General features: G+C 73.2%; 26 protein-coding genes, 1 tRNA gene and 2 pseudogenes. 10 read left to right on the forward strand and 19 right to left on the reverse strand.

What is annotated here, in order from left to right; all coding sequences use genetic code 11:
- The first annotated feature begins 29 nt into the window (after positions 1-29).
- Entirely contained in the window at positions 30-482 is a 453-nt protein-coding gene (locus tag EV384_RS03055; RefSeq protein ID WP_130329920.1) for a VOC family protein, read from the forward strand.
- Between the two features lie 187 nt (positions 483-669).
- Here the strand turns inward: EV384_RS03055 and EV384_RS03060 are convergent.
- A tRNA-Ser gene (locus EV384_RS03060) sits at positions 670-758 on the reverse strand.
- A 326-nt stretch (positions 759-1084) separates the two neighbouring features.
- On the opposite strand from EV384_RS03060, the gene EV384_RS03075 reads away from it, so the two are divergent.
- Complete coding sequence (locus EV384_RS03075) at positions 1085-2062, forward strand: NAD(P)H-quinone oxidoreductase (protein WP_130329922.1); 978 nt, start codon at positions 1085-1087, stop codon at positions 2060-2062.
- Between the two features lie 85 nt (positions 2063-2147).
- On the opposite strand, the pseudogene soxR reads toward EV384_RS03075, so the two are convergent.
- A pseudogene (gene soxR / locus EV384_RS03080) lies at positions 2148-2582 on the reverse strand (redox-sensitive transcriptional activator SoxR); the annotation flags it as partial.
- Between the two features lie 46 nt (positions 2583-2628).
- Between soxR and EV384_RS03085 the strand changes: the two are divergent.
- Both EV384_RS03085 and EV384_RS03090 read left to right on the forward strand, forming a co-directional pair.
- Entirely contained in the window at positions 2629-3321 is a 693-nt protein-coding gene (locus EV384_RS03085; RefSeq protein WP_130329926.1) for a transketolase, read from the forward strand.
- Positions 3322-3323: 2 nt separating this feature from the next.
- On the forward strand, positions 3324-4220 hold the full coding sequence (locus EV384_RS03090) for a transketolase family protein (protein ID WP_130329928.1): 897 nt from the start codon (positions 3324-3326) through the stop codon (positions 4218-4220).
- Between the two features lie 95 nt (positions 4221-4315).
- On the opposite strand, the gene EV384_RS03095 is transcribed toward EV384_RS03090, so the two are convergent.
- On the reverse strand, positions 4316-5023 hold the full coding sequence (locus EV384_RS03095) for a glycosyltransferase family 2 protein (protein ID WP_130329930.1): 708 nt from the start codon (positions 5021-5023) through the stop codon (positions 4316-4318).
- A 429-nt stretch (positions 5024-5452) separates the two neighbouring features.
- Here EV384_RS03095 and EV384_RS03100 point away from each other — a divergent pair, with 429 nt between their 5' ends.
- A complete protein-coding gene (locus EV384_RS03100; RefSeq protein WP_130329932.1) occupies positions 5453-7051 on the forward strand; it encodes a ricin-type beta-trefoil lectin domain protein in 1599 nt (532 codons plus the stop codon).
- 45 nt (positions 7052-7096) lie between these two features.
- On the opposite strand, the gene EV384_RS03105 is transcribed toward EV384_RS03100, so the two are convergent.
- The 7 genes and pseudogenes from EV384_RS03105 to EV384_RS03130 all read right to left on the reverse strand — a co-directional run bounded on the left by EV384_RS03105 (position 7097) and on the right by EV384_RS03130 (position 12948).
- The gene (locus EV384_RS03105) at positions 7097-7708 is read right to left on the reverse strand and encodes a hypothetical protein (RefSeq protein ID WP_130329934.1); all 612 of its coding nucleotides are present in this window, start codon (positions 7706-7708) and stop codon (positions 7097-7099) included.
- 55 nt (positions 7709-7763) lie between these two features.
- Positions 7764-9305 (reverse strand): sensor histidine kinase, encoded by a 1542-nt coding sequence (locus EV384_RS03110; RefSeq protein ID WP_130329936.1) that lies wholly within the window; start codon positions 9303-9305, stop codon positions 7764-7766.
- On the reverse strand, positions 9298-9990 hold the full coding sequence (locus tag EV384_RS03115) for a response regulator transcription factor (protein ID WP_130329938.1): 693 nt from the start codon (positions 9988-9990) through the stop codon (positions 9298-9300). The genes EV384_RS03110 and EV384_RS03115 overlap by 8 nt, the downstream gene beginning before the upstream one ends.
- A 69-nt stretch (positions 9991-10059) precedes the next feature.
- Complete coding sequence (locus tag EV384_RS03120; RefSeq protein ID WP_130329940.1) at positions 10060-10572, reverse strand: hypothetical protein; 513 nt, start codon at positions 10570-10572, stop codon at positions 10060-10062.
- A 129-nt stretch (positions 10573-10701) separates the two neighbouring features.
- Positions 10702-10956, reverse strand: a complete 255-nt coding sequence (locus EV384_RS36990; RefSeq protein ID WP_341273662.1) for a hypothetical protein — start codon at positions 10954-10956, stop codon at positions 10702-10704.
- An 84-nt stretch (positions 10957-11040) separates the two neighbouring features.
- A pseudogene (locus tag EV384_RS36995) lies at positions 11041-11097 on the reverse strand (hypothetical protein); the annotation flags it as partial.
- Between the two features lie 678 nt (positions 11098-11775).
- Positions 11776-12948, reverse strand: coding sequence for a thiolase family protein (locus tag EV384_RS03130; protein ID WP_130329942.1), 1173 nt, complete (start codon positions 12946-12948; stop codon positions 11776-11778).
- A gap of 117 nt (positions 12949-13065) precedes the next feature.
- On the opposite strand from EV384_RS03130, the gene EV384_RS03135 reads away from it, so the two are divergent.
- On the forward strand, positions 13066-13500 hold the full coding sequence (locus EV384_RS03135; RefSeq protein WP_165439863.1) for a PH domain-containing protein: 435 nt from the start codon (positions 13066-13068) through the stop codon (positions 13498-13500).
- 38 nt (positions 13501-13538) lie between these two features.
- Here EV384_RS03135 and EV384_RS03140 read toward each other — a convergent pair whose 3' ends face one another.
- Positions 13539-14489 (reverse strand): rhomboid family intramembrane serine protease, encoded by a 951-nt coding sequence (locus EV384_RS03140; protein WP_130329944.1) that lies wholly within the window; start codon positions 14487-14489, stop codon positions 13539-13541.
- 25 nt (positions 14490-14514) lie between these two features.
- Entirely contained in the window at positions 14515-15045 is a 531-nt protein-coding gene (locus tag EV384_RS03145) for a peptidylprolyl isomerase (protein WP_130329946.1), read from the reverse strand.
- An 84-nt stretch (positions 15046-15129) separates the two neighbouring features.
- On the opposite strand from EV384_RS03145, the gene EV384_RS03150 reads away from it, so the two are divergent.
- The gene (locus EV384_RS03150) at positions 15130-15936 is read left to right on the forward strand and encodes a hypothetical protein (protein WP_130329948.1); all 807 of its coding nucleotides are present in this window, start codon (positions 15130-15132) and stop codon (positions 15934-15936) included.
- Between the two features lie 91 nt (positions 15937-16027).
- Here EV384_RS03150 and corA read toward each other — a convergent pair whose 3' ends face one another.
- Positions 16028-17176 (reverse strand): magnesium/cobalt transporter CorA, encoded by a 1149-nt coding sequence (gene corA / locus EV384_RS03155; RefSeq protein WP_130329950.1) that lies wholly within the window; start codon positions 17174-17176, stop codon positions 16028-16030.
- A 421-nt stretch (positions 17177-17597) separates the two neighbouring features.
- Positions 17598-18692, reverse strand: a complete 1095-nt coding sequence (locus EV384_RS03160) for an aminotransferase-like domain-containing protein (protein ID WP_130329952.1) — start codon at positions 18690-18692, stop codon at positions 17598-17600.
- 203 nt (positions 18693-18895) lie between these two features.
- Here EV384_RS03160 and EV384_RS03165 point away from each other — a divergent pair, with 203 nt between their 5' ends.
- Both EV384_RS03165 and EV384_RS03170 read left to right on the forward strand, forming a co-directional pair.
- On the forward strand, positions 18896-19711 hold the full coding sequence (locus EV384_RS03165; protein WP_130329954.1) for a 3'(2'),5'-bisphosphate nucleotidase CysQ: 816 nt from the start codon (positions 18896-18898) through the stop codon (positions 19709-19711).
- Between the two features lie 99 nt (positions 19712-19810).
- Positions 19811-20968: a glycoside hydrolase family 26 protein gene (locus tag EV384_RS03170; RefSeq protein WP_130329956.1), complete on the forward strand. Its 1158-nt coding sequence runs from the start codon at positions 19811-19813 to the stop codon at positions 20966-20968.
- A gap of 9 nt (positions 20969-20977) precedes the next feature.
- On the opposite strand, the gene EV384_RS03175 is transcribed toward EV384_RS03170, so the two are convergent.
- Genes EV384_RS03175 through EV384_RS03190 form a run of 4 tightly spaced genes read right to left on the reverse strand, consistent with a single transcriptional unit; the run spans position 20978 to position 23923 of the window.
- Complete coding sequence (locus tag EV384_RS03175) at positions 20978-21892, reverse strand: glycosyltransferase family 2 protein (protein WP_130329958.1); 915 nt, start codon at positions 21890-21892, stop codon at positions 20978-20980.
- The gene (locus tag EV384_RS03180; RefSeq protein WP_130329960.1) at positions 21889-22860 is read right to left on the reverse strand and encodes a sulfotransferase family protein; all 972 of its coding nucleotides are present in this window, start codon (positions 22858-22860) and stop codon (positions 21889-21891) included. The genes EV384_RS03175 and EV384_RS03180 overlap by 4 nt, the downstream gene beginning before the upstream one ends.
- Entirely contained in the window at positions 22848-23378 is a 531-nt protein-coding gene (locus EV384_RS03185) for a glycosyltransferase (protein ID WP_130340181.1), read from the reverse strand. Before EV384_RS03185 ends, EV384_RS03180 begins: the two co-directional genes overlap by 13 nt.
- Positions 23379-23434: 56 nt before the next feature.
- Positions 23435-23923, reverse strand: a complete 489-nt coding sequence (locus EV384_RS03190; RefSeq protein WP_130329962.1) for a glycosyltransferase family 28 protein — start codon at positions 23921-23923, stop codon at positions 23435-23437.
- A 207-nt stretch (positions 23924-24130) separates the two neighbouring features.
- Between EV384_RS03190 and EV384_RS03195 the strand changes: the two genes are divergently transcribed.
- On the forward strand, positions 24131-25120 hold the full coding sequence (locus EV384_RS03195; RefSeq protein WP_130329964.1) for a sulfotransferase family protein: 990 nt from the start codon (positions 24131-24133) through the stop codon (positions 25118-25120).
- On the opposite strand, the gene EV384_RS03200 is transcribed toward EV384_RS03195, so the two are convergent.
- Complete coding sequence (locus EV384_RS03200) at positions 25111-25995, reverse strand: core-2/I-branching beta-1,6-N-acetylglucosaminyltransferase family protein (protein ID WP_130329966.1); 885 nt, start codon at positions 25993-25995, stop codon at positions 25111-25113. The two genes, EV384_RS03195 and EV384_RS03200, sit on opposite strands and share 10 nt — an antisense overlap.
- Positions 25996-26006: the final 11 nt, after the last annotated feature.

The following is a 26006-nucleotide window of genomic DNA, read 5'->3' on the forward strand; positions in this document are numbered from 1 at the left end:
CACTGCGGTGAATATGAGGAGGGAACGCCATGTCGCAGGTCAGCCTCGTTGGAATTCACCACATCAAGATCCCGGTAACCGATCTGGCCCGTTCGGCGGCATGGTACGAGCGCGTGTTCGGCTTCCGGGCCACCATTGAGTTCCCCGACCCGGACGGCGTCGTCCGTGGAGTCGCCGGCCCGCTGCCGGGTCTCGGTGAGACACTCGTCGCCCTTCGGGTCAATCAGCAGGCGGCCGAGGGCTGCCGGGGCTTCGACCCGGTGAGCTTCGGCGTCCAGGACCGCGCCGACATCGAGGCCTGGGCGTCTCATCTGGACAGTCTCGGGATCAGACACTCGCCGGTGATCGACGCGACCGTCGGCTGGCTGTTGGTCTTCAACGACCCGGACGGGCTCGAGCTGCACCTCTACTCGTGGGCCAAGCACGGCATCGACCAGACCGACCGTCCTGGCTACGGACGAGCCGCCGCCAGCACTTCCTGAACCAACCACGCCGGCCCGGTCAACCTGATCATCTACGCCGCCGACCTCGGGCTGGTCACGCTCGGCCACCCGGTACGCGCAGGCGCCGGCGCAGGACCGCCCAGACCCTCGGCCTCGCCGGGTGTACGGCCAACCGCCCCCTGACTGGCGTCTGCGCTGGCCAGGGGGCGTTTTGCGGGATCACAGGCGGAGGGTGTGGGATTCGAACCCACGAAGGACATCGCTGCCCTTACCGGTTTTCAAGACCAGCGCCATCGGCCACTAGGCGAACCCTCCCGGACACGTCCCGCCAGGGGTACGCGACCGTGCCTAGTCTGCCACGGACCCCGTACCGGGCGAGCCGGCGTCCCACCTCGCTGCAGGGATGTGCCGTCCAGGGAGATCCCGGCGGTTGTGCTGATCACCGGAATCATGGTGGCCGGCAGGTCCACCGTGGCCGAGCTGCTGGCCCGGCGACTACCCGCTCGCTGCACCTGCGGGTGGATGCTCCGCCGGATGGTGGTGAACGGGCGCGCGGGCTCTGGTTGGACAGCTCGGCGCAGACGGTGGACGAGATCCTGGCCCGGGCGTGGACGGAGGGCCGGATCGGGTAAGACTGGGCCATGCGCGCGATCACGATCCCGGAACCCGGCGGACCCGAGGCACTCGTCTGGGCGGAGGTGCCGGATCCGGAGCCCGGCCCCGGCGAGGTGGTCGTCGACGTGCGGGCGAGCGCGGTGAACCGGGCGGACCTGCTGCAGCGGCAGGGGCACTACCCGCCGCCGCCGGGCGCGCCCGCGTACCCGGGGTTGGAGTGCTCCGGGGTGATCGGGGCGGTCGGTCCCGAGGTGACCGGCTGGACGGTGGGCCAGGAGGTCTGCGCGCTGCTGGCCGGCGGCGGGTACGCCGAGCGGGTGGCCGTGCCGGCCGGGCAGCTGCTGCCGGTCCCGGCCGGCGTCGACCTGGTCGACGCGGCGGCCCTGCCCGAGGTGGCCTGCACGGTCTGGTCGAACGTCGTCGCGCTGGCCCGACTCGCGAAGGGCGAGGCGCTGCTCGTGCACGGCGGCGGCAGCGGCATCGGCACCTTCGCCATCCAGCTCGGGGTGGCCCTCGGCGCGACCGTGGTGGTGACCGCGCGGGCGGCCAAGCACGAACGGCTGCGCGAGCTGGGTGCCGCGCACCCGATCGACTACCGCGAGCAGGACTTCGTCGAGGAGGTCCGCCGGGTGACCGACGGCCGGGGAGCGGACGTGATCCTCGACATCATCGGCGCCGCCTACCTGCCCCGGAACGTGGCGGCGCTGGCCACCGGCGGCCGGCTGGTGGTGATCGGCATGCAGGGCGGCCGCAAGGGCGAGCTGGACCTGGGGGCGCTGCTGGCCAAGCGGGCCTCGGTGGCGGCGACCGCGCTGCGCTCCCGCCCGCTGGCGGAGAAGGCGGAGATCGTCCGGGGGGTCCGGGAGCAGGTGTGGCCGCTCGTCGAGTCCGGGGCGGTCCGCCCGATCGTGGACCGCCGGCTGCCGATGGCCGACGCGGCCGAGGCGCACCGCCTGGTGGAGACCAGCGACCACCTGGGCAAGGTGCTGCTCACGACCGGCTGACGGCGGATCCGGCCCGGGGCGGCGGGGCGGCCGGCCCGGCGGACCCCGTCCCGCCCGCCGGGGACGGCTCGGCGCCCGACTCCGGGCGCGGCAGCATCAGCCGGGCGCCCGGGCCCTCCTCGCCCAGCGAGTCACCGGGGTTGTAGAGGGTGCAGCGCTGCAGTGACAGGCAGCCGCAGCCGATGCAGCCGTCCAGGTCGTCGCGGAGCTTGCCGAGCAGCCGGATCCTCTCGTCCAGCCGGTCCCGCCAGGTGCGGGAGAGGGTGGCCCAGTCGTCGGGCGTCGGGGTACGCGACGACGGCAGCGAGTCCAGCGCCGCCCGGATCTCCTCCAGTGAGACACCGACCTGCTGGGAGATCCGGACGAACGCCACCCGGCGCAGCTCGGTGCGCGCGTACCGGCGCTGGTTGCCGCCGGTGCGCTCGGCCCGGATCAGGCCGAGCCGCTCATAGTAGCGCAGCGCCGAGGGGGCGACCCCGCTGCGGGCGGAGAGTTGCCCGATGGTGAGTGATTCGTGCATCACACGACCTTGAGTTGAAGTGAGCTTCAGGTCGCAGGCTAGCCGCATGACGACGACGACCGCCACCGACCCCGCCGTGCTCGGGGCGTTGCTGGACCGGACCCGGGCCGGCCGTGAGTTCGGCCCCAACGTGTACTCGACGCTGGACGTGCTCCAGGTGCTCTACGACCGGGTGCTGCGGATCACCCCGGAGACGGTCGACGACCCGGACCGGGACCGCTTCCTGCTCTCCAAGGGGCACGCGGTCGCCGGCTACTACGCGCTGCTCGCCGCGAAGGGGTTCATCCCCGTGGCGTGGCTGGACGACCAGGGCGGCCCGGAGAGCCGCCTCGGCGACCACCCGGACCGGCTGCTGGTGCCCGGGGTGGAGATCGGTTCCGGCTCGCTCGGCCACGGGCTGGGCCTCGGCGTGGGCACCGCGCTCGGGCTGCGGGCCCAGGGCCGGCTCACCCCCCGGGTGTACGTGCTGCTCGGCGACGCCGAGCTGGACGAGGGCTCCAACCACGAGGCGATCGCGTACGCCGGGGCGACCGAGCTGGCCGGCCTCACCGCGATCGTGCTGGACAATCGCTCCGCGAGCCACGGCTGGCCGGGCGGCGCCGCCAGCCGGTTCACCGTCAACGGGTGGACCGCCGCGACCGTCGACGGGCGGGACCACGAGGCCCTGCACACCGCCCTCACCGGGCATGACAACCACCGACCGCACGTCGTCGTCGCGGTCGTCACGGACGGGGAGTGACCGTGCGCGAAGCATTCATCGACACCATGACCGAGCTGCTGGCGGAGGATCCGCGTACCGCGGTGGTGCTTGCGGACATCTCCGCCGCGTCGTTCGCCCCGGCCGCGCGCCGGCACCCGGACCGGGTGCTCAACGTGGGGATCCGCGAGCAGCTGCTGGTCGGCGTGGCGGGCGGGCTCGCGCTGACCGGGCTGCGGCCGGTGGCGCACAGCTACGCGCCGTTCCTCGTCGAGCGGGCGTACGAGCAGATCAAGCTGGACCTGGGCCACCAGGGCGTCTCGGCGGTGCTGGTCAGCGTCGGCGCCTCGTACGACCGGGCGGCCGCCGGGCGCACCCACCTCGGGCCCGCCGACGTGGCGCTGCTCGACACCCTGCCCGGCTGGACCGTGCACGTGCCGGGTCACCGGGACGAGGTGCCCGCCCTGCTCCGCGCGACGGTGGCGGCGGACGGACCGGCGTACCTGCGGCTCTCGACGCAGCACAACGACCGGGCCCGGAGCAACGACGGCGCGCTCCAGGTGGTCCGGGACGCCGGCCCGGGCGCGCCGCTGCTGGTGGCGGTCGGGCCGCTGCTGGACCCGGCGCTGGCGGCGGTCGCCGGGCTGCCGGTCACCGTGGCGTACACCCACCGGCCGCGGCCGTTCGACACCGCCGGTCTGCGGGCGCTGGCCGGCACCGAGGTGATCCTCGTCGAGCCCTACCTGGCCGGCACGTCCGCCCGGGTGGTCGGCGCCGCCCTGGCCGACCGGCCGCACCGGCTGCTCGCCCTCGGCGTGGGCCGCGAGGAGCTGCGCCGCTACGGCTCGGCCGAGGACCACAGCCGCTGGCACGGCCTGGACGCCGCCGGCCTGCGCCGGTCGGTCGACGCGTTCCTCGCCGCGGTGCCGGCGCTCGCCTGAGGGCCGGCGGAGGGCTCGAAAGCAGCGGGACCCCGCGCCTCGGCCATGCCGGGGCGACGGGGTCCTGCGATGTTCGTGCGGGCGGGGGCCCGGCGTCAGCGCTTGACGGCACCGACCGGGCGGCGGCGGGCGCGCTCCCGGCTCAGGATCCAGATCGCCTCGACGCCGTCCTTCCAGGTGATCTTCTTGCCCTCCTCGCGGCCGCGGGCGCGGTAGCTGATCGGCACCTCGTAGGGGCGGATCTTCTGGCGCAGCAGCTTGCCGGTGACCTCGGCCTCCATGCCGAAGCCACGCGACTTGATCTGGAGCGAGCGGTAGAGCTCGACCGGCATCAGCTTGAAGCAGGTCTCCAGGTCGCCGATGTAGGAGTTGTAGAGCACGTTGGCCGCCAGGGTGACGCCCTTGTTGCCCACCACGTACCAGAAGCTGTAGGAGCTGTGGCTGCCGAAGGTGCGATTGCCGTAGACGACCGTGGCGTGGCCGTCGAGGACCGGCTCGAGCAGGCGCGGGATGTCCTGCGGGTCGTACTCGAGGTCGGCGTCGAGGATGACCATGTACTCACCGTCGGCGTTGTCGACGGCGGTCTTGATGGCCGCGCCCTTGCCGGCGTTGCGCTGGTGGGTGATCACCCGCAGCCGCGCGTCGTCCACCCGGCCGAGGACCTCGGAGGTGCCGTCCCGGCTGCCGTCATCGACGACGACGAGCTCGATCTCGCACGGGTAGTCAACCGCCAATGCCTGCTTGAGGGCATCCGCGATTCGTTCTTCCTCGTTGTAGACCGGCATGAGGATCGAGAGCTTCACGGGGGATCTCCACGGTGGGGACGGCAAATCGGCCCTAGCGTAGCCTGACTCTTCGTCGCGGTGCAGCCCGCCACCTCCCCGTCGGGCGGCGGGCGCCGGGCGGCGCGACCTCGATGATCGTCAGCGAGGGATTCGGAACCGCCCTGCTCACGGCCCGAAGCGGCGGAGGCGGCGGACCACAGGCGTCGCCGATCCACCCGGCGCCGGCCGCTCGACGCGGGCCACTCGGCCGTACCGCGCCGGTCCGTCCGGTCAGCCTCGGCCGACCTCGGGTACCGACCCGGACTCCCGAGCCGCCCGATCTGCCGGAAGAGTTCCCTTCCGCACCGGGCCGCAAGGTTTCCGAGACGCATTCACATCTCTTCCCCGGACGGTTACCTTCTGGTAACTCAATCGACGTCCCACGATTGAGCCGAAAGGAGTGCGTCGATGCTTGGTACCCCCGCCAGGCGCGAACGGACGACCCGACGGCGTGCCCTGGCCGTCCTCTCCGCCGCCGCCCTCGCCCTGCCGATGATCGGCGGACCGGCCTCCCCCGCGGCCGCCGCCGACCGTCCCACCATCCAGCCGCTCCCGACCGCCCTCGAAACCGTCCGCGCCGCCGAGGCCACCGCGCTCTACGGCTCCCCCGACATCCGCCCGCTGGAGCAGCGCCGCAGCGCGCTGGTCACCATGGGCGACAGCGAGATCTCCGGTGAGGGGGTCGGCAACTACGTCCCCGGCACCCACCAGGACGGCAACTGGTGCGACCGCTCCTACGACCAGGCCGTCTTCCGTACCGGCATCCCGGCCGACGAGCGGTACAACCTGGCCTGCTCCGGCGCCACCCCGTGGAACCTCGTCGCCGGCGGGCCCACCCAGCACAACGAGCTCAACCAGGGTGACTACCTGGCGATCAAGGCCCGCAACACGCACGTCAAGCTGATCTGGGTGGTCGCCGGGGCCAACGGCGACGGCACCATCCAGTTCGGACCGGTGGCCACCGACTGCGCGGTCCGCCGGGTCTTCTTCCAGGGCCCGTGCTACCCCACGTACACGGACCAGTGGACGATCCGCACCGACGGCAGCCGGCGCGCGGTCGCCGAGGCGATCACCTCGATCCGGCAGACCATGACCGGGGCCGGCTACCTGCGCTCGGACTACGAACTGGTGCTGATGTCGTACCCGAGCCCGGGCAGCCCGGACGTGGAGGACAACCCGGACTTCCCCGGCTGGTACGCCGGCGGCTGCCTGCTCTACCTGGCCGACGCCGCGTTCGCCCGGAACAAGGCGGTGCCGCTCTTCGAGTCGGCCCTGCGTGCGGCGGCAGCGGAGACCGGCACCCGCTACCTGGACGCCAGCCGGCTCTTCCACGGCCACGAGGTCTGCACCGACAACACCTCGGTCCGAGGTCTCTACATCGAGGTGGGGATCTGGGACGAGAACGCCGCCCGGCAGTCGTTCCACCCCAACTACCGGGGGCACGGCATGTTCGCCCAGTGCATCACCCAGTTCTGGAACTCGGGGCAGGAGAAGGCGACCTGCGTCGACCCGGCCAGCACCGGGCAGGGCGTGCTCCACCCGGGGCTGATGGAGTTCAGGCAGCTCCGCAACGCCGCCACCGGCACCTGTGTGGACGGCAGGGGGTACGACTCGCGCAACGGCACCGTCCAGCAGTCGTACGCCTGCCACGGCGGCCGCAACCAGGGCTTCTGGTACGACCCGACCCGCCAGTCGCTGCACTCGGAGCTCTCCCACGACCGCTGCCTGGACGTCTCGGGCGGGTCGCTGACCTCGGGCACCACAGTCAACATCTACGACTGCCACGGCGGGCTCAACCAGAAGTTCGTCTTCGCCGGCAGCCAGCTCAAGCCGGCCGGCGCGACCAACCTCTGCGTGGCGTTCGACAACCCGTGGCTGGGCACCCCGCGGCTGCGGCTGGCCAGCTGCTCCACCAGCACCCGCCAGCAGTGGTCCTTCGAGTCGCGGTCGTTCGCCAACCCGGTGGGCTACGGCCACGACGACTTCATCGGCTCGCGGGTGTACTGACCCGACGATCGGGCCCCCTCCGAGCGGAGGGGGCCCGGTCCGCGGTCAGCCCTGCTTGAACGGGACCACGACCAGCCGGGCCACGCCGCCGTCGCCGTCCTTGGCGCCGGCCACGCCGACCGTGGTGCCGACCTTGATCTCCGTCGACTGGATCGTGGTACGCCGCTCGACCACCCGGAGGTCCTCGCCGAACCTCCAGGTCATGGTGAAGCCGTCGGTGGACTTGACGGTCATCGACTTCCCGTCGATCGCGGTCACCTGGCCGCGCTGGACGGCGACGGTCTTCGTACCGCCATCCTTGGTCTGGACCACGACCTCGCCGTGCAGGGTGTTCTTGCGCAGCAGCACCCGGGCCCGGTGCCGCTTGCGCCACTCCTGCCCGCGCGCCCCCTGCCTGTCCTTCGGGCCGGCCTCGGTGGAGCCCGGCTCGGCCGACGTCGACGCCGCCGGGGCCGCGACCGGCTCCACGTCCAGGTCGGCGGCGTCGAAGCCCATCGCGGCGAGCGCCTGACCGTCCGCGCCCATCGCGGCGGCGACCTCGACCGCGGTCTCCTTCGCCGAATCCTGGGCCAGCTGGGCCGGGCCGCAGCCGGCGAGGCCGAGCGCGGCCGCCGCGAGCAGCGCGGTGACGCCGGTGACGATTCCCTGACGTGCCATCAGTGTTCCTCTCGTCCGTGGAGCACCAGCATCCCCCGCGTCGGCGAGCGGACCGTCAGCCCCGTGTTCGGGTCAGGTAAGGATCACCGGGCAGCCGGACGGTGAAGGCCGCCCCGCCCTCCGGCGCGTGCCCGGCCGCGATGTCGCCGCCGAGCCGGCGGACCAGCCCGGCGGCGAGCGCCAGCCCGAGCCCGCTGCCCACCTTGCGCACCCCCCGGTACCGCTGGTGCAGCGCGCCGCGCTCGAACGCCACCGCCAGGTCGTCGTCGGTGAAGCCGGGTCCGCCGTCGCGGACCTCCACGATCCCGCCAGCGGCCGGGTCCGCGCCGGCCGGCCGGGCCGCGAGCACCACCGGCGCCCCCGGCGGTACGACCCGCAGCGCGTTCTCCAGCAGGCCGTCGAGCACCTGCCGGATCCGCCCCGGATCGGTGTACGCCGGCACCGGTCCCGGCGGCACCTCCACCCGGAACGCCACCCCGAGCGCCGCGCACCGGTCGGACCAGGTCCGTTCCGCCTCGGCCGCCAGCCGGGCCAGGTCGACCTGGACCGGTTCGAGCGGGAAGTCGGCGGCCTCCAGCCGGGCCAGCGACAGCAGGTCGCTGACCAGCCGGTCCAGGTGCTCGGCCTCGGCGAGCATCGTCCGGCCGGTGTCGGGCACGCCGTCCGCGTCGATCACCCCGTCGGCGAGCGCCTCGGCGTAGCCGCGGATCGCGGTCAACGGGGTGCGCAGCTCGTGCGAGACCGAGAGCAGGAACTCGCGTTGCCGTCCCTCGCTGGTGGACAGCGCGGCGGCGAGCCCGTTCAGCGCGTACGCCAGGTCGGCCACCTCGTCCGGCGGCTCGACCGGTACGCGTACCGCCCGGTCTCCGGCGCGCAGCCGGGCGGCGGCGGTGGCCGCGGTCCGGATCGGCCGGGCCAGTCGGCGGGCGAGCAGCAGCCCGGCCGCCACCCCGGCGGCGAGCCCGGCCAGCAGCGGCAGCCAGAGGCTGAGCAGCACCTGCCGCCACGGACCGTTGCTGGTGGCCCGGGTCAGCACCACGCCGTCGCCGGCGGGCAGCGCCCGCCCCTCGACCAGGGCCCGCTCGCCGTTCACCAGCCGTCGTCCGGAGACGTCCCGGCCGGTCGACACCCGGGTCACCACCTGCCGGGGCAGGCCCGGGCGGTCCACCTGACCGGCGCGGATGACGTACACGTCGATCTCCTGCTGCCGGAGCTGGCGGATCAGCCGGTCCCCGGCGTTGTCCCGCTGCCGGGCGGGGCGGACCCGCAGCACGTCGGCGGCGAGGCGGGCCTGGGCGGCGAGCGCCGCCTGGTCGCGCCGCTCCGCGCCGCGTGCCGCGAGAGGGACCGCGACCAGCGCGGTCACCAGCACCGACACCAGTGCCACCGCACAGGTGACCAGCACCGCGCGGGTGGTCAGCGTGCTGGCGAACCGCCGGCGCGGGGCCGTCGGCGGGGTACGCGGCCCGATCACCGGCAGGGCGACGGTCGGCTGCTGCGGTCGGTGCGGCCCCGTGGCGGACTGCGGGCCGGGCGGCGGCCATGAGCCGGGCGGCGGCGGGCCCGGGGGCGGTGGTGAGCCGGTGGGGTCAGGCATCGGCCGCGTACCCGACGCCGCGGTGGGTGCGGATCACGCTGGCCGGGCCGAGCTTCGCGCGGACCTGCGCCACGTGCACGTCGACGGTCCGGGTGCCGGCGTGCGCGGCGTACCCCCACACCCCGGCGAGCAGCTCCTCCCGGGTGAAGACCCGGCCCGGCCGGGCCATCAGGTGGGCGAGCAGGTCGAACTCGGTGGAGGTGAGCTGGACCGGGGCGCCGGCGGCGGTGACCGTCCGGCGGGCCGGGTCGAGGACGACCGGGCCGACCACCCGGGGCTGCTCCGCCCCGGCCGGGGCTCCGGCGGCCCGACGCAGCACCGCCCGGACCCGGGCGACCAGCTCCCGGGGGCTGAACGGCTTGGTCACGTAGTCGTCCGCGCCCAGCTCCAGGCCGACGATCCGGTCGACCTCGTCGTCCCGGGCGGTGAGGAAGATGACCGGCGTCCAGTCGCCGGCCTCGCGGAGCCGCCGGCAGATCTCCGTCCCGGCCAGGCCGGGCAGCGCGATGTCCAGCACGCAGGCCACCGGGCGCAGCCGCCGCGCCGCGGCGAGGCCTCCGACGCCGTCCCGTTCCAGGTGTACGCCGAAGCCGTCCCGGCTGAGATAGAGCCGGACCAGGTCGGCGATGGCCGGCTCGTCCTCCACCACGAGGACGAGCCCGCGCTGCGCGGTGTCGGCGGTCACCGGCCCATGATTACCGACCGGTGGCCGTGCGGGACGTCCGGGGAACGTTCGGGTTCGGTAAGGAGCCGGTCAGCGCACCGGCGCCGGGCGGAACGCGACCGGCCGGGTGCCGAGCGGGGGCTCGCCGATGGTGGCGACCAGCCGCTCCGCGGGCGTCCTGAGGCGGGTGCGGAAGGCGTGGTTGAGCAGCGCGTCGAGCTGCCAGACCTGCTTCGGGTGGTGGGTCCGGATGAGGAACCGCTCGCGGGCCCCGTCGATCGCCGTGGCGGCCAGCTCGACGCTGTGCAGGCGCGGGTCCGGGCTCCAGGTGACGTTGCTCAACTCGCGCAGCTCGGTGTTGAGGTGCAGCCGCAGCCGGTGCAGCACCCGGGTCTGCTGGGTGATCACCAGGCGGCGGTGGGTGAGGAGCATCAGGTAGTCGCCGCCGACCGGGTGGTCCGGGCGGCTGCACCGGGTGACCAGGATGGTGGCGTCGCCGGAGCCGACGCACCGGCGGAAGATCGGCATGTGCCGGCTGACCGTCTGGGTCGCCAGGCCGGTCTCGGCGGCGGCCGGAAGGAACGTTCGGGAGAAGACGTCCATGCAATGTGCAACGACCGCTCACCAGGCGTGATATGGGTCACAGCAAATTTCTGGAACTTCCATCCGTGCAAATCGCACGTGGTGTCCGACATCGGGACCACCGCCACCCGGGGCGCGCGCAGCCCGGGGTCAGACCGGCCCGTCGGCGAAGAGCTCTTCGAGCCAGCCGGGGACGGCCGAGGCGTACTCGGCGCGGGCCGGGTCGGTCGACCGCAGCGCCCGCCGCCAGGAGAGCGACCGGCTCACCGTGGCCACCCGCATCGCCAGGCCGGCCACCTCGCGCAGCGTCGCCCGGTCGTGCCGGTCGGTCCAGGCCTCCAGGTACGCGTCGCGCAGCCGGGCCAGTGCCGGGTCACCGGGCTTCAGCTCCCCGGCGTACGCCACCGAACGCAACGTCACCAGCAGGGTGCCGAAGGGGTGGGCGACCGAGGCGTCGCCCCAGTCGAAGAAGCGGTACCCGTCGTCGGCGACGAAGACGTTGCCGTCGTGCAGGTCGTCGTGCTGGATGGTGGCCGGCAGGTCCACCTCGGCCAGTCGGCGGCACGGCGAACTCCGGCCGGTACGCGCGCAGCCGCTGGTGCAGCTCGGGGGTGAGGCCGTCCGGCTCGCCGAGCAGCAGGGCCTCCTCGTCGTCGAGCAGCCGGTCGAACAGCTCGGGCATCAGCTCCGGCCGCTGGTCCGGCACCCCCCGGGCCACCAGCCGCTCCGCGTGCGGAGCGACCGCGACCTGCAGTGCCGCGTACGCGGGCAGCAGCCTTTCCCAGTGTGCGACGTCCTGCTTCCCGGCCAGCGTGTCGCGCAGGCTCGGACCCCCGTCGGGCAGCAGCGACCAGCCCCGCTCGACGTCCACCGCGATCGGGTCGAGCACCGCGCCCGGAGCGAGCCGGGGCAGCTCGGCCAGCAGGGCGGCCTCGTACCGGGTGCCGGGGTTGTTGGCCTTGAACCAGACTGGGCCGGCCTCGGTGGGCACCCGCCAGACCAGCGACCAGGGCCGGACCCGGGGATCGACCGGACCGGTCATCCGATGGCCCCGGGCGGCGAGCGAGTCACCGACCCATCCGAGCGCGTCGTCGCGCCACCGGTCGGTCGACCAGTCGGTTCCTTCGATGCGGGGCGTCGTCACGCTCCGCAGAGTAGGTGCCGGCCGGCCCGGCGGCGAGGCCAATTCCTCCCCCGGCCGCCGGCCGCCCTGGTGGGGACCCGTCAGAGCAGCTCGACGATGGTGGCGTTGGCCATGCCGCCGCCCTCGCACATGGTCTGCAGGCCGTAGCGGATGCCGTTGTCCCGCATGTGCTGGAGCATCGTCGTCATGATCCGGGCGCCGGACCCGCCGAGCGGGTGACCGAGGGCGATGGCGCCGCCGCGCGGGTTGAGCCGCTCCGGGTCCGCCTCGGTCTCCGCCAACCAGGCCAGCGGGACCGGGGCGAACGCCTCGTTCACCTCGTACACCCCGATCTCCTCGATGCCCAGCCCCGCGCGGCGCAGCGCCTTCGCGGTGGCCGGAATGGGGGCGGTGAGCATGGCGACCGGGTCGTCGCCGGCGACCACGGCGGTGTGCACCCGGGCCAGCGGGCGCAGCCCGTGCCGGCTGGCCCACTCGCTGGTGGTGACGGCGAGCGCCGCGGCGCCGTCGGAGATCTGGGACGCGGACCCGGCGGTGACCACGCCGTCGGCCCGGAACGGGGTGGCCAGCTCGCCGAGCTTGGCCAGCGAGGTGTCCCGGCGGATGCCCTCGTCGGCGGCGAACTTCCCGCCGTCGGCGAGCGCCACCGGGGCCAGCTCCGGGTCGAACGCGCCGGCGTCCTGCGCGGCGGCGGCCTTCTCGTGGCTGGCCAGCGCGAACTCGTCGAGCTGGGTGCGGGAGAAGCGCCAGCGCTCGGCGATCAGCTCGGCGCCGACGCCCTGGTTGAACGGGAGCGGGGAGTCCTGGGCGACGCCCTCGACGCCCCGGTAGCGCTCCAGGATCTGGCCGCTGAACGGCATCCCGCCGGCCACGCTGGAACCCATCGGCACCCGGGTCATCGACTCCACGCCACCGGCGACCACCAGGTCGGCCTGACCGGAGAGGACGGTGGCGGCGGCGAAGTGCAGCGCCTGCTGGCTCGACCCGCACTGCCGGTCGACCGTGGTGCCGGGCACCGACTCCGGCCAGCCCGCGGCGAGCACCGCGTTGCGGGCGACGTTCCACGACTGCTCACCGACCTGCGAGACGCAGCCCCACACCACGTCGTCGACCTGGCCGGGCTCGATGCCGGTGCGCTCGGCGAGGGCGCGCAGCACGTGCGCCGAAAGGTCCACCGGATGGACGCCGGCGAGGCTGCCCTTGCGCCGCCCGACCGGGGTTCGTACCGCACCGACGATGACCGCGTCACTCATGTTTACTCCCCGGTAACCTGGGCTGCTCCCGATCCTACGTCGTCACCGGCCGGTCGTCCGCCCCCGGCTCCCGCCGCGGCGCCGGGCCGACCATACCGGGACTGGCATGCTGGGACGATGCAGTCACAGTCCTCCCCCGTCCACCAGTGGCGGGTGCCGGTGATCCTGCCGGTGGCGAAGCTGATCGGCGCGGTCGTCGTGGTCGGGCTCGGGCTGCTCCTCGCCGGTGACGACCGGGTCCAGCCGGTGCTGGCCGGGCTGGCCGCCGCCGCGCTGGCCGGCTGGGGGCTGCGCGACCTGGTGGCGCCGGTCCGGCTGGCCGCGGACCGGGACGGGATCACGGTGGCCCAGGGCTTCGCCGGGCACCGTCGGCTGCCCTGGCGGGAGGTCGAGGCGATCACGGTGGACCGGCGTACCCGCCGAGGACTCACCGCGGAGACCCTGGAGATCGACGCGGGGGAGTCGCTGCACCTCTTCGGCCGGTACGACCTGAACGCGCCGCCGGCCGAGGTGGCCGAGACGCTCCGGGCGGCGCAGGCCGCCGCCCGCTGAGCCGCTCGCGCCCCCGCCGCCGCGCCCTGAGCGGCGGATCAGCCGCCGAGCAGCATGCCGGTGCGGACCAGGGCCAGCCCGAGGAGCGCCACCAGCAGGATCGCGCCGCCGGCGGCCTGGAAGACGGTCCGCCGCATCCGCGGCGCGTACGCCAGGACCAGCGCCATCAGCGCGCCGGCGACCAGACCGCCCAGGTGGCCGGCGATGGAGATGCCCGGCACGGTGAACGTGAAGATCAGATTGATCACCAGGATCGGCACGATGGCCGAGGTGTCCCGGCCGAGCCGCCGCATGATCACGAAGATCGCCGCGAAGAGACCGAAGATGGCGGTGGACGCGCCGACCGCCGTGCTGTTGGGCGCGCTGAAGAGGTAGACCGCCACGTTGCCGCCGAGCCCGGCGATCAGGTAGAGCGCCAGGAAGCGCAGCGGGCCGAGCACCGCCTCCAGCGTCCGGCCGAGCACCCACAGCGCCCACATGTTCAGCAGCAGGTGCACCAGGCCGTAGTGCAGGAACATCGCGGTGACCAGCCGGTACCACTCGCCGGCGGCGATGCCGTGGGCCGGGCCGAAGTTGACGTACGAGGCGTAGCCGAGCACCCCACCCCACTCGGTCAGCGGGGTGCCGCCGCCCATCAGGCCGCCGAAGCCGGCGCCGCCGGCCGCCGCGTCCCCGCCCCGGTCCCAGGCGATGGAGAGCAGCATGACCAGCACGTTCAGCGCGATCAGCGTCTTCGTCACGTAGCCGTGGCGGCCGGCGGCACCGCCACCGAAGGCGGTGCGCGCCGGCCGCACGCTGCGGCGTCCCTCGTTGACGCACTCCGGGCACTGGTGCCCGACCGAGGCCTCCCGCATGCACTCCGGGCAGATCGGCCGGTCGCACCGAGTGCACCGGATGTACGTCTCCCGGTCGGGGTGGCGGTAGCAGACCGGGGTGGTCGGCACCGACCCGCCGGTCCCGTCACCCGCCTGCCCGGAGCGCTCAGTCATGCCCGCAAAGGTACCCGGGCGGTGCTCAGACCGGCTTGCGCTCGACCTCGACGCGCTCGATGACCACGTCCTGCAGCGGCCGGTCGCTCGGCCCGGTCGGGGTGTTCGCGATCGAGTCCACGACCTTCGCCGACTGCTCGTCGGCCACCTGGCCGAAGATGGTGTGCCGGTTGTTCAGGTGCGGCGTCGGCGAGACCGTGATGAAGAACTGCGAGCCGTTGGTGCCCGGCCCGGCGTTCGCCATCGCCAGCAGGTACGGCCGGTCGAAGCGCAGCTCCGGGTGGAACTCGTCGGCGAACGTGTAGCCCGGGCCACCGCGACCGGTGCCGGTCGGGTCACCCATCTGGACCATGAAACCGCTGATCACGCGGTGCGAGATGGTGCCGTCGTAGTACGGCCCGCTGCCCGGCTGACCGGTGCGCGGGTCGGTGTACTCACGGTTGCCCTCGGCCAGGTCGACGAAGTTACGGACGGTCTTCGGCGCGTGGTTGGGGAAGAGCTCCAGCCGGATCGGGCCAGCGTTGGTGTGCAAGGTGGCGTAGACAGCCTCGGCCACGGGTACTCCTCACTCGTTGGTCAGTTCCATGCGGATCCTCCCATGTGCCCGATCTGGCAGTGCGGAGGCATCCGAAGGTGGAGGATGACGAAGGAACAACTCCCAGGAGGTGGGACCGTGTTTGGAATCGGGCGACGAAAGACCCAGGGGCAGCTGGCCAAGGCCGAGCTGAACCAGGGCATCGGTCACCTGAGGCAGGCTGCCACGTACGCGGCGAAGGGTGCCGGCGCCACGGTGGGCCCGCGGGTCCAGGCAGCCCGGGGTGCCGTCGCGCCCACCGCGGTCGTCGTGCGGGACCGCGCATCGAGCGGTGTCGCCTCGACGGTCGCGGCGCTCGCGCCGCTGGTCCTGGCCGCGCGCAACGCGCGGGCCGAGACGGCGGGGAAGGCAGTCGCCGGTAGGAAGGCCGCCGCCGCCAAACAGGCCGCGGTGAGCAAGAAGGTGAAGGCGAAGAACATGAAGGCCGCGAAGAAGAAGCAGAAGAAGTCCCGGGGCGGGATGATGACCGGCCTGCTGGCCGCCGGCACCGTCGCCGGCCTGGCCGGCGCGATGGCCATGCGCCGTCGCCGGGAGCAGCAGGAGTGGGCCGAGTACGACCCGGCCGGCAAGCTGGACCCGATGCGGGAGGACGTGGACACCATCGTGGTGGAGACGCCGGATGCCAGCGCCAAGGTGACCGACGCCTCGACGACGGGCGCCGGCAGCTCGGCGGTGGCGAAGGGCGACAGCGCCTCCACCACCACCCCTGGCCCCCCGCCGGTGATCCAGCCGACCGACAAGGCTCCCTCGGTCGCCGAGGGCGCCCGGGACGTCTCCGGCCGGCCGGCCGACGACGTCACCAGGGCCATGAACAACGGGAAGAACACCGCCAAGGCCAGCGGTCGCCGCTGACCGCGGGGTCACGGAAAGCGCCGGCGCGCGGGGTCACCCCGCGTGGCCGGCGCTTCCGTATGCCGGGCCGCCGGATGAGGCCGCCGGCCGGTCAGAGCCAGCCGTTGCGGCGGAACAGGCGGTACAGCGTGAACGACGACACCAGCATCAGGGCCCAGACGCCCGGATAGCCGTACGTCCACCCCAGCTCGGGCATGTACTTGAAGTTCATGCCGTAGATGCCGGCGATCGCGGTCCACACCGCGCCTATCGCGGCCCACGCGGCGATCTTGCGCATGTCGTTGTTCTGGTCGACGGTGACCTGGGCCAGCCGCGCCTGGAGGATCGAGTTGAGCAGGTCGTCGTAGGAGTTGACCTGCTCGACGGTGCGGCTGAGGTGGTCCTGGACGTCCCGGAAGTAGCGCCGCACCTCCTGCGGCACCTCCCGGTTGACCTGCGAGGTGAGGGTGAGCAGCGGCCGCTGCAACGGCATCACCGCCCGCTTGAACTCCACCAGCTCCCGCTTCATCTGGTAGATCCGCTGGATCCGCCCGGTGCCCTGCCGGTCGAAGACGTCCGCCTCCAGCACGTCCAGGTCGTCCTCAAGCTGGTCGGCCACCTCCAGGTAGAGGTCCACCACCCGGTCGGTGATCGCGTACGCGACCGCCCACGGCCCGTGCAGCAGCAGGTCCCGCTTCGCCTCCAGGTCGGCCCGGACCGGTGCGAGCCGGCAGGCGTCGCCGTGCCGGACGCTGATCAGGAAGTTCGGCCCGATGAAGAGCATCACCTGACCGGTCTCGACCACCTCGGAGTTCTCGGTCAGCTCCGTGTGCTCGCAGTAGCGGGCGGTCCGCAGCACCAGGAAGGTGACCTCGCCGAAGCGCTCCAGCTTGGGGCGCTGCTGGGCCTTGACCGCGTCCTCGACCGCCAGCTCGTGCAGCCCGAAGGTGGCGGCGATGGCGGTCATCTCGTCCAGTCCGGGCTCGTGCAGCCCCAACCAGACGAACCCGTGCCGCTCCCGGCGGGCCGCCGCCAGCGCGTCGGCGTAGTTCCACTCGCCGGGCTGGCGCTTGCCGTCTACGTAGAGGCCGCAGTCCACGATCCCGCTGCGGCCCGGTCCGGCCGGCGCCGCGGTACGGGGAGAGCCGTCGGCGTTGAGGATGCGGGTCATGGCGCGTACCGGCGCGGCCCAGGCGCGGGGCCGGAGCCCCGGGCCGCCCTTCTGCGCCGCCGGTCGGCCGCGCTCGATCCGATCGGTCATCCTCGCCCCCTCCCACCGGTGCTGCTGCGGCTTGCAGGTTACGCCGCCGGTGGCGATCCGCAGCGGGAGCGGAGGCCCGTCCACGCGGGCCGGGCCCGACGGAGTGCGACCTGGCTCACGGTCGGACCCGCCTTCCCGGCCGGTTCCGGGCGCCCGCGTCACCGATCGGCGTCGGTGGGGCGCCGGGTGGGCCGGCCGCGTCAGGGGGGTGAGGGGCGACACGGCCCACCCGGCACCTTGGGGGCGGGAGTTGTGCTGCGCGCGTCGGCGGTCCGGGCGGGGGGCGGAGGTGCCGCTTTCCGGACGTCGGACCGGCCACCGAAAAGGTGAACGACGCTCGCAGCATTGTGAGCCGCCGGCCGGCCCAGGGCGAGACCCGAGCCGGCCGGCATCGCTCAACTGTCGGGAACCCGACAGAAAATCAGCCGCGAACGGCCTCCATCGCCTCCGCCAGCCGGCGGACACCCTCGTCGATCCGGTCCGCGGTCACCGCGGAGAAGGCCAGCCGCAGCGCGTGCCGGCCACCCTCGAGCACGAAGTCGCTCCCCTTCACCACCGCCACGCCCCGCTCGGCCGCGGCCGGCGCCAACCGGTCCACCTCGACGTCCTCCGGCAGCTCCACCCAGAGGAAGTAGCCGCCGTCCGGCTCCACGAACCGGGCCTCCGGGATGTGCCGGCGCAGCGACTCGGCGAGCACCCGGGCCCGCTCGCCGAGCGCGGTCGACACCTTCTCGATCGAGCGGTCGATGTCCCCCGAGACGCAGAACTGGTGCACGATCGCCTCAGAGACCATGCCGGGCGAGATGTAGAGGCTGGTGGCCCTCTTCGCGATGGCGGCGATCAACTCCGCCGGGCCGACCAGGTAGCCGACCCGGACGCCCGGGCAGACCGTCTTGGTGAAGCTGGAGGCGTGCACCACCAGGCCGCGGGTGTCCATCGAGAGCATCGACGGCAGCGGCTCGCCCCGGAACCGGATGTCCGCGTACGGGTCGTCCTCGAAGATCGTGAACTCGTACTCGGCCGCCAGGTCGAGCAGCTCGCGGCGCTTGTCCAGGGAGAGGGTGACGCCGGCCGGGTTCTGGTAGTTCGGGATGACGTGCGCGAGCCGCGGCCGCACCCCCGACTCCAGCAGCTTGCGCAGCTCGGCGGTGTCCAGGCCGTCCGGCTGGACCGTCACACCGTGGATCTCGCCACCCATCTTCTGCAGGTTGAGCAGTGTCCGGTCGTACGTGGGGCGCTCGACCACCACCGCGTCGCCCCGCCGGACCAGGTGGTCGAAGAGGAAGGCGTCGGCCTGGAGCGAGCCGTTGGTGATCAGCACCTGGTCGGCCTCGACCCCGTGCTTCTCCGCGATCCATTTGCGCAGGGGCGGGTAGCCGACGGAGGTGCCGTACGCCGTGATCCCGGCGGGGTCGGCGTCGAAGGCGCGGACGGCGGCGGCCTTGAGCCCCTCGACATCGACGATGTCCAGTGAGGGAGCGCCACGGGCGAAGGAGATCAGCTGCTCGGCGGTCATGCGCACGAGCCTAGGGCCTGCTCCCGCCGGTCCGACCCGCATACACGCGAAGTTCAACATGCGGGCAGAACACGGTGAGCCGGGCGTACCCATTCCGGCCGTCGCCCTTGTTGTCCGCCCGCCCCACCGGCCAATATGGTGCGGTCCGGGCGGCGGGCACCCGTCGGCCGCCCGCCGACGCCAGACAAGGTGGTGCATGCCAGGTGTCCGACGACATCGACCGGCTCGACGATCAGGCCTTCGCGCGGTGGCTGGCCGGCCACGCCGGGGCGGCGCTGACCGCGTTACGCGCCAACCGGGGCTTCGCCGACCCGCGCGCCCTCAAGGACGCCGGCGACCGCGCTTCGCACGAGCTGATGCTGGCGGCGCTGGCCCGCTACCGGCCGGCCGACGAGGTGCTCTCCGAGGAACAGGCGGACTCCCGGCAGGACTTCTCCACCGGGGACCGGCCGGCCCGCCTCGACGCCGACCGGGTCTGGATCATCGACCCGTTGGACGGCACCCGGGAGTTCTCGGAGGAGGGGCGGACCGACTGGGCGGTCCACGTGGCCCTCTGGGACCGCTCGGCCGGCCCCGCCGGCGGGTTGACCGCCGGCGCCGTCGGCCTGCCCGCCCGGACCGGTGCGGACGGCAACCCCCTGGTCCTGGGTACGAACGAACCCACCGCCCCGGCGTCCGACGGTCCGCTGCGGATCGCGGTCAGCCGCAGCCGGCCGCCGGCGTTCGTCCCCGAGCTGATCCAGGAGCTGGGCGCGGAGGCGGTGCCGATGGGCTCGGCGGGCGTCAAGGTCTGCGCCGTGGTGACCGGCCAGGCCGACGCGTACGTGCACGCCGGCGGCCAGTACGAGTGGGACTCCGCTGCGCCGGTGGCCGTCGCGCTCGGTGCGGGGATGCACGCGTCCCGCATCGACGGTTCGCCGCTGCGCTACAACGCCGCCAACCCACGCCTGCCCGACCTGCTCGTCTGCCGGCCGGAGCACGCCGAGCAGCTGCTCAAGGCCATCGACCGGTTCCTGTGAGACGAGTCCCCGCGCCGACCCGTCGCCTTGCTCGTTGGACTAGAGGTGACGCCGGTGCTCAACCGGGAAGCTGCTGACACGCCGATCCAGAGGAGGGCCATGGGACCCGGCCCGTCAATCGCCCCCGTTCTCGACGCCCGCCCGGCCCCGGCCCCGCCGCCGGGCCCGGGGCCCCGCTGGCGGCTCCGGCGCGGCTCGCTCCTCGCCGTCATCGTCGCCGTCGGCCTGCTCGGCACGACGGTCGCCGTCGCGGCCACCCAGGACCGCGATCCCGCCCAGCCGGCCGCGACCGGGACGACCGGTCCCGAGACCACCGCGCCGGCGCCCGGCCCGGCCGCGTCCCTGCCGACCGACCCGCCGGACGGCGTGGCGGGCATCGGCACGAATCCGAGCCTCGCACCCAGCAGCTCGCCGTCCGCCACGCCCGGCGCCGGCTTCGTGCCGTTCCCCGCGCCGCGGACCACCCTGCCCGGGGCGAGCATCCACCTGCTGAACGGCGAGAGCTTCGCCGACGGGCTGGCCCGCTCCGACCGCACCTACGGACCGCTGCGGATGGTCCGGGTGTTCTATCCGGGCCTGCCGCCCGCCTGGTCGGGCAGCCGCGCCGACGTCGCCGACCGGACGGTGGTGGTCTCCTTCAAGGCGCCGCCGGCCGAGGTCGCCGCCGGCAAGCACGACGCCCGGTTGGCGACGTGGTTCGCCTCGATCCCGCGTGACCACGACGTCTACTGGTCGTACTTCCACGAGCCGGAGAACGACGTGGAGTCGGGCAATTACACCACCGCCCAGTTCCGCGCCGCCTGGCGCCGGATCGCCGGCCTCGCCGACCGCGCCCGGAACCCGCAGCTGCGGGCCACGCTGATCCTGATGTGCTGGACGCTGAACCCGAACTCGGGACGGAGCTTCACCGACTACTACCCGGGCGGCGACGTGGTCGACGTGCTCGGCTGGGACTGCTACAACAGCGGCGGCAAGTTCAACCGTTACACCGACCCGGCCAAGGTCTTCGGGCCGATGATCAGCAAGTCGAAGGCGCTCGGTAAGCCCTGGGGGCTCGCCGAGACCGGCAGCGTCCGGATCGCCGGGGACAGCGGCACCGGACGGGCCGCCTGGATCCGCTCGATGAGCAGCTACCTGAACGACCAGCGACCGGTCTGGGTGGCGTACTACGACTACCAGGTGTCCGGGGGAGACTTCCGGCTCACCGACGATCCCAGCCGGGACGCCTGGCGCGCCTGGTGCTCGGCGCCCCGCTGACCGTCCGGGTCAGATGCCCCGACCGCGTTTGTGCAGCGTACGCAGGACGCGGTCGGGGTGCACGGCCTTGCTGGCCACGGCGAGCGCCAGGTAGGCGCGGGGCTCCCTCGGGTTGCCGGCCAGCGTCCGGCGGGCCCAGCGGACGGCCTCCCGGCGATTACCCATCGCGGCCTGGGCGAAGGCGATCTGCCCGGCGACCCGGGCCTCCCCCGCCGGCACGGTGGCGAACTCGGGGTAGCGGGTGAGCAGCCACTGCAACGCGGTGGAGATGGTCTCCCAGCGCTGGGCGAAGTACGACCGCTTGTGCCAGCGCACCGTGACGTACGGCTCCGCCAGGTTGACCAGCGGGGCGTGCCGGGCCGCCCGGAGCAGGAACTCGTAGTCCTCCGCGTAGCTGCCCGGGATCTCCTCGTCGACCAGCCCGATCGCGTCGACCAGCGCGTCCCGCCGGATCAGGAAGGTGGACGGGTGCAGCTCGGTGTGCCGGTCCCGCAGCAGCGCCGCCAGCGGCACCCGGTCCATCGGCAACGAGCGGTCCACGCTGCGACCGTCGTAGTCCACTCGGATGCCGCAGCTGACGAAGGCACCGTCCGGCGCCGCGCGCAGCGCGGCCACCTGGGCCGCCAGCTTGCCGGGCAGCCACTCGTCGTCGTCGTCGCAGAACGCCACCAGCTCGCCGGTGGCGGCCAAAATGCCGGTGTTGCGGGCGCCGGCCAGGCCGGGCGTGCGGCTGTTGGTGACCACCCGGATCCGCGGGTCCTCGGCAAGGGTGAAGTCCGGCTCGGACTGGTCGTAGACGACCACCACGTCGATTCCGCCGGGGTAGTCCTGGCCCAGGATCGCGTCGAGGGCGGCGCGCAGCAGCACCGGCCGGTCCCGGGTCGGGACCACGGCGGTCACCTGCGGTGCGTTGGTCCCCGTCACGACGCCTCCGTGCTGTCGGTTCGGCCGCCGCCGAGATATCCGTACCGCAGCCGCAGCGGCAACGTCGCGGCGCTGACCACGGCCCGGCTGCGCGCCGGCAGGTTCTCCCGCCAGACGTTGTCCTGTCGCACCTTCAGCGGACCCGCGCTGAACCGCAGCGGGTTGCCGGCGATGCTGTGCGCCCGGACCAGCGGCACGGGCGGCTCGTCGAGCACCCGCAGCGCGTCCGCGGTGTCGGCGAGGCCGGCGAACCGGCGCACCCGGGCGACGGTGCCGCGCGGGTCGGCGGTGAAGTCCTCGTAGCGCAGCCGGACCACCGGCACCCGGGCGGCGAGCAGGTGGAACGCGGCGTTCTGTGCGGTCCACAGGCCGCTCACCGTGAACGGGGAGAAGGTTGGCATGTACGCCTCACTGTCCACCACCTCGGGCCGGCGGACCTGCTTGGCCCAGGAGTAGGCGACCGCCCGGCTGTCCCGGACCAGGTGAACCACCCGCAGGTCGAGATCCGGCGCCCAGCGCAGGGCGAACGCCAATGAGGCGTGCTTGCTGGAGTCCACCACCACCTCGGCACCGGTGACCTCCGTCGCCGCCCGGTAGATCCGGGTGTAGAGGTCGGCGTAGCGGCGCACCGCCGCCAACTGCTCGGCCGGCAGGTCCCCCCGGGCCAGCCGGGGAATGTGGCGGGTCCGGTCGACCTCGGCCTTGAGCGCGAGCGCCTCGTCCCGGTCCACCGCGTCCCAACCGCCGAAGGCGTGGTCGCCGATCCGCTGCCAGAAGTCGCAGGCCGTGAAGCGCTCGCCGCAGCCGCAGCGTTCGTCGCCGCCGAGGGCCCGCTCCCAGAGGTGCACGACCTCGCCGACGGCACAGACGTCGGGATGCTGGGCGAGGATCAGCTCGAGCAGGGTGGAGCCGCTGCGCCCCAGGCCACCCACGAAGAGCACGCGGACCGGCCCGGTCACCGCCACCACCGCCGTCTCGACGTGCGTTGGCGTACCAGGTCCTCGACGATCCGACCGACTCGCGCGGCTGCGGCGGCCCGCGGGTCGGGCAGGTCGGGGTCGGCGGACAACCGGAAGGCCCCCGGGTCGACGAGCGCCTTGTCGAGCGACTCGACCAGGTCGGCCTCCGTCTCGACCAGCCGCACCATCCCGGCCGCGCCGAGGCGTCGGGCGAAGAGCTGCTGGTGGTTGTCGACGTGCTCGTGGTGGGTCGGGTCGCGCGGAACCACGATCGGCAGGTGACCGGTGCGCCGGGCCTCGGTGATGGTGGCCGGACCGCCGTGGCAGACCACGACGCTGGCCTCGGCGATCGCCCGCTGCAACTCCTCGTGGGCCAGGAACGGCACCGCGTGAGGCAGGTTCGGCGGGGTGCTGCTGCCGTACTGCAGGACGAGCCGGACCTCCCAAGCACCGCCGGCGCGCGCGGTCCACCAGCGCTCCAGCCAGCCGACCAGTCGGTCGAAACGGTGCACGTCGGTGCCGACCATGGCCAGCACGGTGGCCGGACCCGGCCCGGTCGCCCGCTGCCGGGGGATGAACGAGGTCACAGGAGGTTCCCCACCACGGTGGCGTCGGGGTAGAAGCGGCGCTGCTCCTCCCACTGCACCAGCATCGCCGAGAGGAACGGGCGGCAGAGCCGGGCGGTGAGCGTGGGGCTGTCGATCCGGTCGTACACCTCGATGTAGACGGTGGGGACGCCACGCAGCCGGGCCACCACGACGAACGGCAGCGCGACCCCGGCGCCGGTGGTGACCACCGCGGCGACGTTTGCCCGCTTGAGCGTCCGGACCGCGAGCAGCAGGTTGCGGGCCAGGTTCTTCAGGTTGCGGGTGGTGGGATGGTGCGCCCACACCACCCGCTCCCCCTCGAGCAGCGAGCGTGCATCCGGGGTGTCGAAGGTCACCCACGACCGAGCCCGGTCGCGGTACCAGGGCGCAAGCGCCAGCAGTTGGGCGAGGTGCCCACCGCTGGAACCCACGAGCATGACTTCACCGGGCTCCACGTCCCCCACCGCCTCCCCGCGTCCGTCCATCGCACACCCGTGACACCCACGTGGGACGGTCATCCGAGCTACGAAGCGCCGGGACAATCTAACGGCTCGGGCCCGAGGAACAGAAGTGGCACCCACGATTCACGGTCCTGTCGGACGGACCTTTTCGAGCATTCCGCCAATCCCCCGCTCCTCCGATCGCGCCTACACTGCCGCTTGACATCCACCGGGGACGAGGAGACGTGATCGATGACGGCCCAGCAGCCGCTGGCAGGGGACAGTTCAGGGGCTGGTGCTCCGTCCGGCACCGACCGGGTGACGGTGCTCTACGTCTGCGGGATGCCGCGCAGCGGTTCCACCCTGCTCGACCTGATGCTGGGGCAGTTCGTCGACCACTGCGACGTCGGCGAGCTGTTCTACCTCTGGCAGTCCGGGGTGGAGCGGAACTTCCGCTGCGCCTGCGGGGAGCACTTCGACCAGTGCCCGTTCTGGGGTGAGGTCGGCCGGCGGGCGTACGGCGGCTGGTCGAACATCGACGTGCGGCAGGTGCGGGCGCTGCAGCGCCGGGTCGACGCCACCGGCAAGGTACCGCTGATCGTGGGCTCCCGGGTCGCGTCGGGCTTCCGGCAGGACCTGGCGCGCTACACGGCGCTGATCAGCAAGCTCTACCGCGCGATCGCCGAGGTGTCCGGCGCCACGGTGGTGGTCGACTCGACCAAGCGCCCCTCGCTGGCGTACATCCTGGCCCGCGCTCCGGAGATCGACCTGCGCCTGGTGCACATCCTCCGCGACCCGCGCGGGGTGGCCTACTCCTGGAGCCAGGTCGTTGAGCTGCCCGAGGGCACCTCCGCCAAGGGCCGGATGAACCAGCGCTCGGCCCGGCTGACCGCCCGGCGCTGGGTCACCGTCAACGCGATGATCTCGGCGCTCGCCCGGTCCGGCGTGCCCCGGGTGGTCGTCCGGTACGAGGACCTGGTCCGCGACCCGCGGGGTGAGCTGGGCCGGATCGCCGCACTCACGGCCGACGTGACCGGGCAGGTCGACCCGCTGTCGTTCCTGCACGGCACCGAGTTCGAGCAGGCCGGCTCCCACGCGGTGGCCGGCGGCCGGATCCGCATGCGCAGCGGGCCCATCGCGCTCAGCCTCGACGAGAAGTGGCGCCGGGAGTACGCGCCGGGCCGCCGCCGGATGGTCGGCGCGATGACCTGGCCGTTGCGTCGCCGATACGACTACCGCTGACCGGGTTGCCCCGGGGTCGCTGCGGCGGCCAGGTGGGCGTCCAGGACATCGAGCAGTTCCGGGTGGCGCTCGTAGTCGAACTTGCGGGCGAAGTGTGCGCCGCTGGCCAGGACCCGGGGTAGATCGTCCGCGGTCAGGGACTTCGGGTGGTTGAACGCGCTGTTCCGGAAGTCGAAGTAGCGCTTGCAGTCCGGCACCAGGTTGAACCGGTCCGCGCTGCACACGATGGTCTGGAAGACCGCCTCCACCGGCGAGAGGCAGTGCCGGAAGTAGTCGACCACGTCCGGCCGCCGGTCGAAGTACTCCCGCAGGTAGGCCACCACCGGCCAGGTCAGCGACGAGAACGCCGACCCGCCGTGCAGCCGCAGGTCGGGCCCGAACGGGGTGCGGGCCCGTCGACCCACCACCAGCCCGTACGACACGTGCACCCGCATCAACGGCTGAAGCCGGTTGACCGCCTGAACCGGGCGGAGCAGCTTCTTGGCCCGGGGGCTGAGCCCGCCCAGCCGACGGTGCTGAAAGTGGTAGCGGGAGCGGACCCGACTGCGCGGCCAGTGGCTCTCCGGACCGAACGCGTCCCAGTACTCCATGAACCCGTCGGCGCCGGAGTCGATCAGCTCGGCCTCCGCCTGGTCGAGCGGACGGATTGGATAGTCCTGTCCGGTGATGTTCACCAGCCAGTCGACCTGGACACCCTCGCCGTTCAGCCAGTCCACCGCCGCCATGTAGCGATCGACGTGACTGAAGTCGCCGTAACCACCCTCGTGGTACTGGACCACTACGTCCGGTAGTGTGCGCAGCTCAGCAAGGTCGAGCGGAGCCCCGTTCACATCGTGGCTGATGTGCACGATACTGTCCGGACTGTACCGCTTCACCGCGTGAACCA

Origin of the sequence: Micromonospora kangleipakensis (genome assembly GCF_004217615.1) — a bacterium.
Lineage (GTDB): Bacteria > Actinomycetota > Actinomycetes > Mycobacteriales > Micromonosporaceae > Micromonospora > Micromonospora kangleipakensis.

Coding starts and splice junctions, on each gene's coding strand:
- EV384_RS03055 (WP_130329920.1), top strand. CDS start 30: ATGTCGCAGGTCAGCCTCGTTGGAATTCACCACATCAAGATCCCGGTA.
- EV384_RS03075 (WP_130329922.1), top strand. CDS start 1,085: ATGCGCGCGATCACGATCCCGGAACCCGGCGGACCCGAGGCACTCGTC.
- EV384_RS03085 (WP_130329926.1), top strand. CDS start 2,629: ATGACGACGACGACCGCCACCGACCCCGCCGTGCTCGGGGCGTTGCTG.
- EV384_RS03100 (WP_130329932.1), top strand. CDS start 5,453: ATGCTTGGTACCCCCGCCAGGCGCGAACGGACGACCCGACGGCGTGCC.
- EV384_RS03105 (WP_130329934.1), bottom strand. CDS start 7,708: ATGGCACGTCAGGGAATCGTCACCGGCGTCACCGCGCTGCTCGCGGCG.
- EV384_RS03110 (WP_130329936.1), bottom strand. CDS start 9,305: ATGCCTGACCCCACCGGCTCACCACCGCCCCCGGGCCCGCCGCCGCCC.
- EV384_RS03120 (WP_130329940.1), bottom strand. CDS start 10,572: ATGGACGTCTTCTCCCGAACGTTCCTTCCGGCCGCCGCCGAGACCGGC.
- EV384_RS03130 (WP_130329942.1), bottom strand. CDS start 12,948: ATGAGTGACGCGGTCATCGTCGGTGCGGTACGAACCCCGGTCGGGCGG.
- EV384_RS03135 (WP_165439863.1), top strand. CDS start 13,066: ATGCAGTCACAGTCCTCCCCCGTCCACCAGTGGCGGGTGCCGGTGATC.
- EV384_RS03140 (WP_130329944.1), bottom strand. CDS start 14,489: ATGACTGAGCGCTCCGGGCAGGCGGGTGACGGGACCGGCGGGTCGGTG.
- EV384_RS03150 (WP_130329948.1), top strand. CDS start 15,130: ATGACGAAGGAACAACTCCCAGGAGGTGGGACCGTGTTTGGAATCGGG.
- corA (WP_130329950.1), bottom strand. CDS start 17,176: ATGACCGATCGGATCGAGCGCGGCCGACCGGCGGCGCAGAAGGGCGGC.
- EV384_RS03160 (WP_130329952.1), bottom strand. CDS start 18,692: ATGACCGCCGAGCAGCTGATCTCCTTCGCCCGTGGCGCTCCCTCACTG.
- EV384_RS03170 (WP_130329956.1), top strand. CDS start 19,811: ATGGGACCCGGCCCGTCAATCGCCCCCGTTCTCGACGCCCGCCCGGCC.
- EV384_RS03185 (WP_130340181.1), bottom strand. CDS start 23,378: ATGGTCGGCACCGACGTGCACCGTTTCGACCGACTGGTCGGCTGGCTG.
- EV384_RS03190 (WP_130329962.1), bottom strand. CDS start 23,923: ATGGACGGACGCGGGGAGGCGGTGGGGGACGTGGAGCCCGGTGAAGTC.
- EV384_RS03195 (WP_130329964.1), top strand. CDS start 24,131: ATGACGGCCCAGCAGCCGCTGGCAGGGGACAGTTCAGGGGCTGGTGCT.